Consider the following 14,114-nt stretch of genomic DNA (forward strand, 5'->3'; position numbering starts at 1 on the left):
CATAAGACGTCTCGCAGCGCATTTTCCCCCATTATCGCATAGATTCGATCCTGAATATGCAATAAACTTCCTCCACAGGCATAACCTGCAGAGGAAGTGCTCGTGGTCCCGCTTCGGTTTACGGCTTAATGCCCATTTCCGCAGCCTTATCGTTTACTTCTTTAATAGCTTCGTTCAAGCCCTTGGCCTCATAGCCCTTCAGGACGGTCTCCCACATTTTTGCCGGATCATCCTTGCCAATGACGACCTTCGTAATATCGTCGATGAATTTGATGCCCATGACTTTATCCTTGGCAGGCGTGGACATCAGCTTGATATCGAACGCCGTCGGGATCGGTTTGGCTTCGCCCGTGAGCTTTTTGTACGCTTCATCAACTTTTTCCACGAGCGCGTCGCCGAACTGCATCCGTTTCACGCTGTCCTCCAGATAGGTATCCTCGCGCCATCTTGCCACCATCGCGAGCACCTGCTGGGAAGGGTATACATCCTTTAGCGCCTTCATCGAGCCCGTTTTGGCGTCAATCGGCCGGGTAACGAGGATTTTGTCGCCCTCCTTCTTGTAATCCTTGCCTTCAAAACCGTACCGCACGAGCATGTCGCCTTCCTGCGACAGCAGGAAATCATACATTTTCAGGATGCGGTCCATCTTGACGTCGTCGACTTTGGCGCTGAAATAACTTTCCGACCAGAAGGAGGTTTGCACAAACCGGTACGTATTGCCGTCCAGGTCCGGCCAAATCGGCAGAATGGCAACGGACTCCTCGAATGGCTTGTCATGCTGATACTTCGACCACAGCGTCTTCAGTCCGGCAAGCTTTGCGATAGAGATCTGATTGAAGATAGCCCCGGCTTTATTCTGAGCGAACTTTTCTTGTCCATCATCGTTTTTCAGAATCGGAAAATCGGGATCCAGGCCGCCGCTCGTATACAAATCGCGGAGCTGCTTCAACCCGTCAACCATTTTCGCAGATGCAACCGACGGAATCCATTTGCCGTCTTCATACAACCAGCCCTCGTTGCTGTATTGCGGAATCGAGCCCAAGAGCGGCGTATCCAAGAAGGATGGGAGCCGCAGCGTGACCCCTACCGTGTCTTTTTTGCCGTTGCTGTCGGGATCCTCGCTCGCAAACTTGATCAGCATATTTTTATAATCGTCATAGGATTTCGGTACCGGAATATTGAGCTTCTCCATCCAATCCTTGCGGACGATCAATCCGCGTTCCATGACCCATTCATCCGTAGAGTCGAAGGTCAGTCTCGGAATCATGTAGAACTTGCCGTCCACCTTCAGCGGCTGTACGTCGGCCTGATCCATCACCTTCTTCACATTCGGGTACTTGCTCAAGTCATCCGGCAGCGGACGGATGATACCCTGCTCGATCCACTGATTGTATGTAGCCGTATTGAACATATCCGTGGCAATGATATCCGGCAGTTCGTCCGCGGCGGCCCATAACCGGAACTTCTCCTGATAGTCCGACCAGCTTACGTTTTTGGGCTTAAGCGTGACATTGAAATCTCCTTCCACCTTTTTCAATAGATCATCGCTGTCCCGGTTCGTAAACGCTTTGTCGGCATCCCACATGCCGAGGCTGATATCCAGCTTTTTGCTGTCGTCGGCCGGCGTTTCCGCTTTCGTTCCCCCTGATTCCTTCGCTTCGTTATTAGCCGTACCCGCTTCCTCCGTCTTACCGCCGCCGCATGCCGCCAGCGAAAACACCATCAGCAGCGAGACGGCGCCCGTCGCAAGCTTGTTCCACCCTTTTGATACCATAAACTGACCCCTCCTTCGTTTGTTTTCTTTCTTATGGATTATGGCTCTTAGGCCGCAATCACTCTTTTAATGATCCGATCATGACGCCCGCTGAGAAAAAGCGCTGAAGAAACGGATAGATGCACATAACGGGCAGCATGGTGACGACGACCGTCGCCATTTTAAGACCCTCTGGATACGTGTTGCGCATCTCGGAAGCCATGGAGGCAGCATAGGCGTTATTCATCATTTTATTGACGTCCACCAGCATCTCCCGCAAATACAGCTGCATCGGAAACTTGTTCGTCTCGGATATATACAGGAGCGCGCTCCACCATTCGTTCCAGCGGTCCACCGCGTAGAACAGGGTAATGGCGGCAATCGTCGGCATGGAGATCGGAAGCACGATCCGGAGCAGCACCTGGATATCGTTCGCCCCATCGATCTTGGCCGATTCCTCCAGCGCCTCTGGCACCGTGCGGAAATACGTCAGCATGATAATCAGATAAAACGTATTGATGGCAAGCGGCAAAATCATGGACATGACGTTGTTAATCAGTCCGAGCTGCTTGACCGTCAGGTAGATGGGAATCAGCCCGCCGTTAAAGAGCATCGTAATCAGAATGCCGACAAGAAAGGCATTTTTGCCCGGAAGGTGCTTTTTCGAAAGCGCATACGCACCGAAGGTGGTCAGCACGATGTTGACTAGCGTGCCGACGATAGTGACGATGGCCGATATCCCAAGAGCTCTGAACACGGTTCCGCCGGAAAAAATGTACTTGTACGAGCTTAGGTCAAAAGACGTCGGGATCAGGTAGATCGCCTGTTTGGCAATGGCACTCGGATTGGCAAACGAAATCAGCACCACGTTATACATGGGCACCAGAATCAGCACGGCCACAAAGATGAGGATCAGATGAATGACAACGTTCGGCCAGCCTCTTTTTTCAACCATTTACATCAGTCCTCCTTGACCCATGCGTTTGACCGCCTGATTGGCAATGATCAGCAGAATGCAGTTGATAACGGATTTGAACACGCCGACCGCCGTCGAGAAGCTGAAGCTGCCGCCTTCATAGAAGGTTGAACGGTAGATGAAGGTATCAAGAATATCCGACACTTCGTATACCCCGGGGTGATACATGTTGAAGATTTGGTCAAATCCCGCTCCGTTCATGATGTTGCCCACCTGCAAAATGAAAAGCACCGCGGCCGTGCTGCGAATCGAGGGCCAGGTAATTTTCAACATTCGCTGGAACCGGTTCGCCCCGTCGATGCTTGCCGCCTCATACAGCGCGGGATCAATGCCCGCAATGGCAGCCAGGTAGATAATCGTTCCCCAGCCCATCTCCTTCCAGATGCTCGTACCGAACAAAAGGCCGCGGAAGCTCGACGGCTCCATCAGCAAATTGATTTTTGGAAGGCCGACGAGCTGCAGCAGCTGGTTCAGGACGCCGGAGTCGCTCAGAAAGTTGATCAGAATGCCCGAGACGATCACCCAGGAGAGAAAATGCGGAAATGTAAAGACCGTCTGGTAAAAGCGCTTGGCGAACGTACGCCGGACCTCGTTCAGCAGTAGGGCGAAAATAATCGGAATCGGAAACTCGATAATAATCCGCCCCGCGGCAAGAATCAGCGTGTTCTTCAGCACATCGAAAAACTGGGGAAGGCTGAACATGGATTCAAACTGCTTGAATCCGACCCAGGGGCTGCCCATAATCCCTTTAGAGAAGCTGTACTCTTTAAAAGCAATGATAATCCCGTACATCGGGTAATAGTGAAATACGACATAATAAGCAACCAACGGCAGCAGCAGGATGTATAAGTACCTGGCTTCCCACGCATGCCTGGCCATGCCGCTGCGGATGCGCCCCGCGCCGGGCTGCGGCCCTTCCGTTCTGTTCGTCCTGCGTTCCAGCATAGAGCCCCTCCTGTCTTCATTTTCGATATCGCACAATCGTTGTTAACGCTTACAACAAAATTATAGAAAAGTTCCCGCCGCCTTCGTATAGCGTTTCTTTAGTTGTTGTATATCCGATTTTTAGTTTCAGCTATCCTGGATCGCACATAAAAAAAAGCGGAGAGCAGCCAGGTCTGACCGGGGTCAGATTTGACCGTTCTCCACAGCGTTCTCCACCCTGTTATCGCCTCAATCGACTATTCATCCATGCTACTGAACGCTCACATCGTCACCGTAAGCATAGCCCGTACCCGAAGGCTTGTACACATAAATCGTGGCTGCCGTGTTGGAGACACCTGTCGTAAAGGTAAAGGTACCGAGCGCGTAAGAGGTGCTGGTAATGACGGCGTATTGCTCCGCCCCCCCGTAATTCTTCACGCCGATCCGTACCGGCTGGCTGCCGTTATCCGTCTTGGCATACCCCTTCAGCGTATAGGTCGTGTTCGGCTGCACCGCAATAATCTGTTCAGCCGATCCCTGTCCCCCGTTCAAACGCAGAGCATAGGTGCCGCTTCTGGCATTACCGCTCACGACGCTGGCCGTATTCCAGTTCGTCCAGGGCGACAAGGCTCCCGTTTCAAAGCCGCCGTTTTTCACGATGCTTGCAGGCGTTCCCTGTATCCCCGGGCCGTTATAAGCCCCCCGGTTCGGCGCATTCGACTGCGAGACCGCATTGCCCCAGTAATCCTTGCCGCCATTGCTGCTTATCAGCAGACCAGAGCCTAGAGAAGGCGATCCCTGCAGCAGCTTATAGCCATCCACCGTGCTCCGGTTCACGCCGGTACCGGGTGCAGCCAGCAGGGGATTCGCGGTCGATTTGTTCGCATCGGCAGGTTCCCCCGCCGTATGAACGCCGTAAATCGTATTGTTGTCGAACGTGAAACTGGCAATGTTGGACAGCCCCTGCCATGTGCCGCTTCCGTCCAATTGCCAGACGTTATTGTAAAAGGCGATCGACTTCGTATATCCGCCCCAGGAACCGGCCACAATCGGAGAGGTTGTGCTTCCTGCCGGCAGATAGATCGTGTTGTTATAGACTGATGTATTGGTTGTAGGCCCGATTAAATGGAACGTGCGCGCGTAATCGTTCTGGCTGATATTATAACGGACGATGCCGCCTTCATTCTTAGCCCCTCCCGGCTGGCAGATCAGGATAAATCCTCCGTCATTGTCGTGGCTGTAGTTGTATTGGACGATCGTCCGCGACTGGCCATAGTCGATGTCAAACCCTTGTCCGTCCCGCGTCGTTTTGCCATTAAAAGCCTCATTATACTGAATGATGGTATCATCCGCATTCCAGGTCCATATCCCTGCATTCGGAGTTCCCGAGCGCATGTTAAAGCCATTCACGGTGTTATACTGCACAACCGCTCCCTGTGTAACCATCGGCACGATGCCGTCGCCGCCGACATCGTTTACGTAGTTGTTCTCGATGATTACGTTCGTACTGGGATACCAGTTGTTCGTCCCGGTACAGCCGCTGTCGTTCCGGCACCCGTAACCGGAATTAACGTCTATGCCCGTCCGGTCCACCCGCGGCCCCACTGTATTCCCGTCGATGCGTACGTCATTGTAGTTCGATTTGATGCTGCCCGTTTTCGTGCGGATCTTGATCCCACCGCTGCCGTTGCCGTCCTTGGCATTGTTGCCGTAAACATCGTGAACGTTATTTCCGATCACATAAATGTGATTCAGCAGGCCTGCGCCTTCGTTAACGACATAAATTCCCATTCGACGCGAGCTCGTCCCGTTATCATTCGTAATCTCCAAGTTTTTAATTTCCCAATACTGCTGGTTGTATAGATAAACGGCCGCCTCCTCGCCGTTTCCGTTCAGAAAGGGCGGACTTCCGGTGCCGTAGGCATCCACGACGATCGGAGCCTGCGCGGTCCCGCTCCCTTTCGGCCACAGCTTTCCGGTCCATGAGCCTCCGCGTTTGAAAGCAATGCTGTCGCCAGGTTGAAACGCCGTTGCGTTTACTTGGGACAGCGTCTTCCATGGCGCCGCCTGATCGGTACCCGTGTTGCTGTCGTCGCCGCTTTCGGAATCCACATAGTAATTCGCTGCCGAAGCCGAGACCGCAAAACATGCAGCCCCGCATAACGTGAAAAAAGCTGCAGCAAGCACTCCGCGCCAAACGATCTTTTTCATTTTCCGTCCTCCGTTTCTTCTTTTCGAATTACAGCTCACTCCGCCTTCATAGTGCCGTATAATCCTGTCAGCCGAACTTCCGCTTCAGATGCAAGCCTTTCCAGATACTCCCCGAAGGCCTTGTCCTCGTACTGCAGCATCACCTCCTCCCGGACCTCTTCAAAGGAAAGATAGCCTCCTTCGGTTCGTGTATCGCAATAGATGATGGACATGACTCCGTTTTCTTCCGCTATCCCGCTCTCTCCCGGCCGCAGGCCTGCCGCAAGCTCATAGAATCCGCTCCGGTATTTAGCCATATCGCGATAATTTCCCTCTCCGATCACCTCGATACCAGTCCATCCGGGCTTGTCTTTTCGTGACTCATATAGCTTCATGAACGGAATCCCCCCCTTCAGTTGCTCCAGCAGCACCTCTATACGCCCGTTGGCCTCGCGGCGCTCCTGGTCCCCTAAATTCCCCTCTTTGTCCATAGAGGGCTCCGTTAATTTAAAGATCCGGAAGATATCGTGTTTTCTTGCAAGCTGATCACGGTTTTCCATATAGTAGGTACGAAGAGCCTCTTCTTCGCCATTCGACTGCCCTTTTTTCCAAACCGTCCTCAGCTGATTCAACGTGCTTGCATGCTTGTAATCATAATAAGACTGCAAGGTAAACTGCCGCGGCCCGTATATAACCTGCTTGCTCCGCACGGCTTCGGCCCTGCGCTTGTTTTCCTGCTCCAGTTCCAAGGTAAGAGAATCGTACGCGCTTTTTTCCGATATTCCCTGCCGGACGGCTTCCTGCTGGGCGGTCTTTATTTGGATGAGTGATTCCATCACCCTTTTTTTCAAAGATCCGGACAGCTTCCCGTCCTTCTCCTCCCGATAGCCGCGCTGCTGCTGGGCCAGCAGAAGAAACTCTTCCTTATCTATGGGTTCATTATTGATATAAGCCACAATATTGGCACGAGGTTTCACGGCGTTATCATTCCAAAGAAACAAGGCGGACAACAGCACCACCGCACATACGCTGATCAAAACGCCCGCTCCATAAGCTTTTCCCTTCAAGTATTCACCACCTTCCAATGATAGCGCTTTCAAATTAGATTATAATAACCCACCTCCTTGCTTCGTATGATCATTTTTTAGTTGCCGTATATTGGATTTTTAGTTTTTGATTCATCCGACGCTAAAAAGCCCGCAGAGAGAGCCGTCGGTTATCAAGGGCTCATCTTGCGGGCATTATTATGAAACACAATATTTAAGGAACCTTATTTCGTAGCGTTTTTCCAGTCAGCTGCAAACTTCTCGATGCCTTGATCGGTTAGCGGATGTTTCACAAGCTGCGCGATGACGCTGAACGGTACGGTTGCGATATGCGCTCCAGCCATGGCTACGCGGGTAACGTGATCCGGATGGCGGACCGAAGCGGCAATGATTTGCGCGTCCAGGTTATGAATGCGGAACAGCTCGGCGATTTTGGATACGAGCAGCACGCCGTCTTCCGAAATGTCATCGAGGCGGCCCAGGAATGGGGAAACGTAGGTTGCGCCTGCACGTGCAGCCAGCAATGCCTGGTTCACGGTGAAGATCAGGGTAACGTTCGTTTTCACGCCTTTTTTGGTGAGGTAGCGGCAAGCTTCCAGACCGTCGAGGGTCATTGGCAGCTTGATCGTGATATTTTTGTCGCCGCCGTTGATCTTGATCAGCTCTTCTGCTTGAGCAATCATGTCAGCCGCGGATTCAGCGTCCGGTGTCACTTCGGCAGAAACGGATTCCACCTCGGGAACGACCTTCAAAATTTCTTCGATGCGGTCTTCGAATTTCACGCCTTCTTTGGCTACCAGCGAAGGGTTGGTCGTTACGCCGGACAATACGCCGGTTTTGTATGCCTTTTTGATGTCATCAAGATTCGCAGTATCGATAAAAAATTTCATGATTCACTTACCTCCAATTTGTTTTTAAAATTTTTAGTTTTTGATAACGGCATGGCCGCCAAACTCATTGCGAAGGGCTGCAACCACCTTGCCCGTGAACGAATCGTTCTCAAGAGAACGATAACGCATGAGCAGGGAGAGTGCAATAACCGGAGTCGCGGTTTGCAGATCCAACGCGGTTTCCACGGTCCATTTGCCTTCGCCGGAAGACTGCATGACACCTTTAATGCCATCGAGGTTCGCGTCTTTGGAGAAGGCCTGCTCCGTCAACTCCATGAGCCAAGAGCGAATAACGGAGCCGTTATTCCATACGCGTGCCACTTTCTCATAGTCGTAATCGAAATCGCTCTTCTCCAGCACTTCGAAGCCTTCGCCGATGGCAGCCATCATGCCGTACTCTACGCCGTTATGGACCATTTTGAGGAAGTGGCCGCTGCCGGCTTTGCCTGCGTACAGGTAACCATTCTCCACAGCGGTATCCTTGAAGATCGGTTCCACGATGTTCCAAGCTTCCTGGTCGCCGCCGATCATGTAGCATGCGCCGTTGCGTGCGCCTTCCATGCCGCCGGAAGTGCCCACATCAAGGAAGCTCACACCGATTTCCTTGAGCTTGTTGTATCTGGCGATGGACTCTTTGTAATGAGAGTTGCCGGCTTCGATCACGATGTCGCCTTTGGACAGAAGCGGAGACAGCTCGTCGATGACGGAGTCAACCACGGCATGCGGAACCATGATCCAGAGAATGCGCGGGGATTCCAGTTTGCTTACAAGCTCTTTCAGGCTTGCCGCGCCTTCAGCGCCTTTGCTTTTCAGCTCTTCGACCGCCGCCGTGTTCAGGTCAAAGGCAGCCACGTTATGCTGATGATCCAAAAGATTTTGTCCCAGGTTAAGACCCATTTTACCTAATCCGATTAATCCGACTTTCATATTATTACCTCCACACCATGCTTTTTTATCTATTTAATATTACTTAACCAGTATGATCTCTTTGCGCTCAGGATCAGGCTTGGGTTACCAATACCTTTTCCTCTTCCTTCTTGGCAGCCGGGGCGTTATCCAGCCACCACTTGAACCCATCCGCTTCAACCAATTGATCGGACGCTTCCGGTCCATTGGAGCCTGCAGGGTAGTATGACAATGGAATCAAGTCCTGCTCGAATGCGTCGAGAATCGGCTGTACGTATTCCCATGAAAGCTCGACTTCGTCCCAATGGGCAAAGAACGTGGAATCGCCGCGGACAGCATCGAAAATCAGGTTTTCGTAAGCTTCCGGCAGTTCCTTTTCGTTCGAGAAGAAATTAATGCGCATCGGTTCAAGCTTTTCGGTGTTGAGCGGGTCTTTTTTGTTTAATTGAATAAAGATGCCTTCATTCGGATTAATTTCGATCACCAGGAGGTTAGGGTCGCTCGTGGTAGTTTGTCCTTTTAAAGGCTCTTTAAATTCAATGACGATCCGCGTAGATTTTTCCGCCATGCGTTTGCCTGTACGGATATAGAAGGGAACTTCATTCCAGAAGTAGTTATCGATCCACAGGCGTAGCGCGATAAAGGTATCGTTCTTCGAGGTTTTGGGCACATTGGGCTCGTCCGTATAGCCCGGAACGGCTTTGCCCTGCATTTCGCCTGCCGCGTATTGGCCGCGGACGACGTTCTTCGCAATGGTCTCCATGTGCAGCGGACGAAGGGATTCCATGACGTTTCTTTTCTTCATGCGGACTTCGCTCGCATCGCTCTTGCGCGGAAGACGCATGCTGATCATCATGAGGAGCTGAAGCATATGATTCTGTACCATGTCGCGGATGGCTCCGGAGTTATCGTAGTACCCGGCTCTTTCTTCGACGCCGACGACTTCGCTCGCGGTAATCTGCACGTTCGCAATATGATGGTTGGACCATAGGGCCTTCAGGATCGGATTCGAGGATTCGAGGATTTCAAGATTCTGTACCATCGACTTGCCAAGGTAGTGGTCAATGCGGTAAATCTCTTCTTCATCAAAAGCCTTGCTGAGCTGCTCATTAAGATGCCGAGCCGATTTCAAATCGCGTCCGAACGGCTTCTCGATGATCAGACGCTTCCAGCCGCTGGTCGTGCCCAGGCCGCTTTCCTTGATGCTCAGCGCGATGACGTCGAAAAACTCCGGTCCTACCGAAAGGTAGAACATACGGTTCTCCGGAATGCCAAGCTCCCGCTCCCGGGATTCCACCAGGCCCCGCAGCTTGCGGAAGTCCTCAATGTTGCCTGCATCCAGCGAGGAATACCGGATCGATTGCAGGAAGGATTCAACGACTTTTGCATCGCTTGCCGCTCTTCTCGAGAAGGTCTGGAGCGATTTCGCCACGATCTGCTGAAACTCCGCGTGGGTCTGCTCTTTTCTTCCCAGCGCGATAATCGAGAAGGCCTCTGGCATTTTGTTATCTATATATAGATTGAATAGGGCAGGGTAGATTTTTCTTTTGGCCAAATCCCCTGTGCCTCCAAACAAAACAAATGACATATTGTCCACAGTATATTCCTCCATTCCATCCAAAAAACTTCTAGCTGCCGGCAGCAGTTAACCCTGCTTATTGGTTACTAAAAATAACCCGATTACTTAACATGGGCAATATTAAACTCATTTTTCCGCTCTGTCAAACATTTTTTGTCCAAATTATGAACAGCGCCCGCAGGCCTTTAATGATAGCGCTTTCCGTGATATAGTGTTGTATAATCATCATGTGATAAACATCATTTCATCGATTTTACATCCATAGTAACTTAATCATGTTTAGTAACCAGGTGATGGAGGAGTGAGTAAAATGAGTGAAGAAAAGCAGGATAATCCGCTATGCGGGAAAATCGAACTCGCCTATCAGATTACAGGTAAAAAGTGGGTCAATCTTATCATTCATACCTTGATGGAAGAGCCCAAACGTTTCAGCGAAATTCAGGCCTATATCCCCGATCTCAGCAAGCGCATGCTGAACGAGCGGATCAAGGAACTCGAGGACAGCGGCATCGTGATCCGCAACGTCATTACGGACCGTCCCATTCGCATCGAATATTCGCTAACACGAAAAGGAACCGAGCTGGGGAGAGCTTTGCGTGCCGTAGAAGAATGGGCAGAGAAATGGTACTAGGAAGCTCCTGATAAGCACTTATGTTAGCGTTTACAAATAAAAATATGTATAAATATACATATCCATATAGACATAACATGCGCAAAGTAATATTACACTTGGGTTTATGAATATATGCAAGCTATAAAAGTCCACTAAAAAGCTCTGCATCTCAAACGAATAAAGGAAGGGAGCTTTCCTTCGTCCATTCCATATCAGAAGATGCAGAGCCCTAGAAAATTTAATGCCTCGGTGCCGCATAAGCACCCTTTCCCGCAATGAAGAGCCGGAACTAAGCCAGCGTCATCACTTCATATTGCCCGGCCAGTTCCATAAAATGCCCCATGCTTGAAATCTCCCCGACGCTCAGCTGTTCCCGGATGCCGTAGTAATCTACGCAGGTCGCGCAGGCCAGCACGGGTACGTCCCTCTCTGCCAGCTCCTTCAAATGGACCGAAGCCAAAGACTGTTCCGTCAGGGCAAGCACGCCCCGGTTGGCACAGAAGATCGCCGCTGGAAGCTGCTCCCGCTGCTTCAGCAGGGTGAAGAACGTCTCCAAGATCTGCGTTCCCAGTTCCCGTTCACCATTTCCCAAGCTGTCTGTCGTTAAGAAAATCACTTTATTGCGCATCCCAATCCTTCCCTTCCGTCCTTTAAGGTTGTGCTTCCATCTCAACGATAGCCCACCCCAGGCAAGGAAGCAACCACATCGAATCCGGAAACGGGTTACCTAGCAGACGTTCCTCCGGTATTTGCCGGGACGTTCGAGTCGGCTCCCTCAATGTTCACGTCATCCGTCGGCCGCCGGCCCGGCCAGTTGACGAAGATGATGCCAAGCCCGATACAGGCAGCCCCCGCCAGCACGTACGTATGGAGCCGCTCTCCGAGAATCAGCCAACCCGACAGCAGTCCGAACAGCGGAATTAAGAATAAATATACATTGGCTTTGCCGGGGTCGCTGTTCTGCAGCACATAATACCAGGTGACGAACTGGGCGATGGAGCTCATGAGAATCATCCAGCCGATCACGAACAACTCTTTGCCCAGCTCCGACGGATCCAAGCGGAACTCGGGCTGCTCCAGGAGCGGGCTGGCTGCAAGGAGAATCACCCCGCCTATCAGCATTTGATAAGCAGCCATCACCCAGGAGTCATATAATTTCCCCCAGCGGGAGGTCAGCAGCGTTGCCAAACCCCAAGCTATTCCGGCTCCAAGCGCATACCAAAATCCAGCCTCCATCTGCACCTTAAAGCCCTGCGTCATGGCAACACCGGCAAAACCGACGAGAACTCCGAGCCATTGAATAATTCGGTAACGAACACCAAACAGCAGAAAGCTGAAAACAATAAACCAAATGGGATTCGTCGACGAGAGGATGGAGGAGCTCCCCGACGTGATGGTTTCCATGCTCAGGTAGATCCCTGCCATGACGAGTCCGGACTGGAAGAGGCCGATTACGGCTATCTTCAGCCAATCTGCGGCTTGCCGTGGATGTGGACGCCGGAGGATGAAGGGCAGCATCAAGAGTCCTGCTCCGATAAAGCGGATGGCCAGCAGCACAAAAGGCGAGCCGAACGCCAGGGCAATCTTGCCTATTGGAAAATTGAGGCCGGCAACCAGCATCGTAAACAGGGTACATGCCAAAATAGAGCGGGATTTCATCCGTATCTAGCCTTCTTTCACAGAATATGTATACAGTGTATGCGTGGTTTGATATCATGTAAAATGATTAAAATTGATACAAAAGATCACTTCAAATGATATTAGGGCATGGCGATAAAACACCCATTCACGTTCACGGATGCATAAAAAAATCATAATGAAAGGCGGTGTTTCCCGGGTGGAGAGCGGAGATTTGAGAATATTCCAGGCCGTCGCCCGTGAGGGCAGCATCACGAAGGCGGCTACCCATCTCGGTTACGTCCAGTCTAACGTGACGGCCCGCATCCGGCAGTTGGAGGGCGAGCTTAATACGTCTTTGCTGTACCGGCAGAGTCGCGGCGTCTCGTTGACACCAGCAGGAAAAAACCTGCTGAAATACGCGGATCAGATCATTCATTTGCTCGAAGAAGCCGTCAGATCCACGCAGGATTCCGAAATACCAAACGGACCGTTGCGGATTGGATCTCTGGAGACCAACGCGGCCGTGCACCTGCCCGGAATCATGCTGGAGTACCACCGGAATTACCCGGAAGTCAAGCTGTCGCTGATTACGGGGCATACCACGGATCTCGTGAAAAGCGTGCTCGACTACGAATTGGATGCCGCATTCGTCAGCGGGCCTGTCGAACATCCGGAACTGGAAGTGTTCTGCTCCTTCCGGGAGGAACTTGTGCTCATTACGGAGCCGAATGAGTCTCGTTTGTCCGAGGCGTTGACCAAGCCGCAGCTCTTCTTCGGCAAAGGTTGCTTTCACCGCAAAAGACTGGAGCAGTGGCTGCAGGAAGAGCATCAGGAGCCGCTGAATATTATGGAGTTCGGTACCCTCGAAGCCATTCTGGGCGGCGTTTCAGCCGGGCTCGGCATATCGCTGCTGACCCATTCCTCCGTGAAGGCCTGGGAAGATTCGGGTAAAGTCCGCTGCTTCCGGATTCCCGAACGGTTCCGGTATTCCATCGTCAGCTTCGTATTCCGCCGCGATTTGTTCCGTACTACGGCATTCAATAAATTCACAGATCAGCTCCTTCATTTCCCGAAGCTGCGGGAGCCTGCCGAAGCAGACCTCACCTAATGCAGAAGCCGCTGTTTCCGGAATCATCTTCTCCGGCAGCGGCTTATTGAATGTGTATATTCGGTTCAGTGGGCTGCCCCCTTCAGATTGATGACGACGACGCCGACTAGAATAAGCATGAGCCCGGCTGCCGTGATCATATTGGCTGATTCCTTCCAAATGACGATCCCGATTATGGTCGTCAACGCCGTACCGATCCCGGACCAAATGGCATAGGCCACGCCGATCGGAATATGCCGGAGCGTGATGGAAAGGGAATAAAAGGCGATGCCAAAGCCCACAATAGTACACAAGCTCGGAATCCATTTGGAAAACCCGTTTGACGCTTTCAGCATGGAAGTAGCAAACAGCTCGGAAATGATGGCGATTGCCAAGAACAGATAGGGCTTCATCCTCCCTCCACCCCCTTGTCCTCATATAAGTCATATTGAGGGATTCTATTCCGGTTGATTCTCATGATGATCCTTCCTCTCTCTTCAAGTTTCCCTTCAAGTTGCAAGTCCTATTGT

13 protein-coding genes are annotated in these 14,114 nt (G+C 51.6%); 2 read left to right on the plus strand and 11 right to left on the minus strand.

What is annotated here, in order from left to right; genetic code table 11:
* Nucleotides 1–118: 118 nt before the first annotated feature.
* The 8 genes from ACTHPM_RS20580 to zwf form a co-directional block, all read right to left on the minus strand.
* Complete coding sequence (locus ACTHPM_RS20580) at nt 119–1,774, minus strand: extracellular solute-binding protein (protein WP_440396908.1); 1,656 nt, start codon at nt 1,772–1,774, stop codon at nt 119–121.
* A 58-nt stretch (nt 1,775–1,832) separates the two neighbouring features.
* Nucleotides 1,833–2,708, minus strand: a complete 876-nt coding sequence (locus ACTHPM_RS20585; RefSeq protein ID WP_440396907.1) for a carbohydrate ABC transporter permease — start codon at nt 2,706–2,708, stop codon at nt 1,833–1,835.
* On the minus strand, nt 2,709–3,674 hold the full coding sequence (locus tag ACTHPM_RS20590; RefSeq protein ID WP_440396906.1) for an ABC transporter permease: 966 nt from the start codon (nt 3,672–3,674) through the stop codon (nt 2,709–2,711).
* A gap of 249 nt (nt 3,675–3,923) precedes the next feature.
* The gene (locus ACTHPM_RS20595) at nt 3,924–5,864 is read right to left on the minus strand and encodes a carbohydrate binding domain-containing protein (RefSeq protein WP_440396905.1); all 1,941 of its coding nucleotides are present in this window, start codon (nt 5,862–5,864) and stop codon (nt 3,924–3,926) included.
* Nucleotides 5,865–5,899: 35 nt separating this feature from the next.
* Nucleotides 5,900–6,910: a peptidylprolyl isomerase gene (locus ACTHPM_RS20600; protein ID WP_440396904.1), complete on the minus strand. Its 1,011-nt coding sequence runs from the start codon at nt 6,908–6,910 to the stop codon at nt 5,900–5,902.
* Between the two features lie 203 nt (nt 6,911–7,113).
* Nucleotides 7,114–7,779, minus strand: a complete 666-nt coding sequence (fsa, locus tag ACTHPM_RS20605; protein ID WP_440396903.1) for a fructose-6-phosphate aldolase — start codon at nt 7,777–7,779, stop codon at nt 7,114–7,116.
* Nucleotides 7,780–7,812: 33 nt separating this feature from the next.
* Nucleotides 7,813–8,706: a phosphogluconate dehydrogenase (NAD(+)-dependent, decarboxylating) gene (gene gnd / locus ACTHPM_RS20610; RefSeq protein ID WP_440396902.1), complete on the minus strand. Its 894-nt coding sequence runs from the start codon at nt 8,704–8,706 to the stop codon at nt 7,813–7,815.
* Nucleotides 8,707–8,779: 73 nt separating this feature from the next.
* A complete protein-coding gene (zwf, locus tag ACTHPM_RS20615; RefSeq protein ID WP_440396901.1) occupies nt 8,780–10,282 on the minus strand; it encodes a glucose-6-phosphate dehydrogenase in 1,503 nt (500 codons plus the stop codon).
* Between the two features lie 292 nt (nt 10,283–10,574).
* Here zwf and ACTHPM_RS20620 point away from each other — a divergent pair, with 292 nt between their 5' ends.
* A complete protein-coding gene (locus ACTHPM_RS20620) occupies nt 10,575–10,895 on the plus strand; it encodes a winged helix-turn-helix transcriptional regulator (protein WP_440396900.1) in 321 nt (106 codons plus the stop codon).
* Between the two features lie 271 nt (nt 10,896–11,166).
* On the opposite strand, the gene ACTHPM_RS20625 is transcribed toward ACTHPM_RS20620, so the two are convergent.
* Nucleotides 11,167–11,505, minus strand: a complete 339-nt coding sequence (locus ACTHPM_RS20625; RefSeq protein WP_440396899.1) for a DsrE family protein — start codon at nt 11,503–11,505, stop codon at nt 11,167–11,169.
* Between the two features lie 95 nt (nt 11,506–11,600).
* Nucleotides 11,601–12,536, minus strand: a complete 936-nt coding sequence (locus ACTHPM_RS20630) for a DMT family transporter (protein ID WP_440421660.1) — start codon at nt 12,534–12,536, stop codon at nt 11,601–11,603.
* Between the two features lie 178 nt (nt 12,537–12,714).
* Here ACTHPM_RS20630 and ACTHPM_RS20635 point away from each other — a divergent pair, with 178 nt between their 5' ends.
* Nucleotides 12,715–13,605 carry a LysR family transcriptional regulator gene (locus ACTHPM_RS20635; protein WP_440397285.1) on the plus strand — a complete coding sequence of 297 codons (891 nt, stop codon included), beginning with the start codon at nt 12,715–12,717 and terminating at the stop codon, nt 13,603–13,605.
* Between the two features lie 65 nt (nt 13,606–13,670).
* Here the strand turns inward: ACTHPM_RS20635 and ACTHPM_RS20640 are convergent, their stop codons facing one another.
* A complete protein-coding gene (locus ACTHPM_RS20640; RefSeq protein ID WP_440396897.1) occupies nt 13,671–13,997 on the minus strand; it encodes a DMT family transporter in 327 nt (108 codons plus the stop codon).
* Nucleotides 13,998–14,114 lie beyond the last annotated feature (117 nt).

Source organism: Paenibacillus sp. SAFN-054 (genome assembly GCF_051966755.1).
Classification (GTDB): Bacteria; Bacillota; Bacilli; order Paenibacillales; family Paenibacillaceae; genus Paenibacillus_AQ.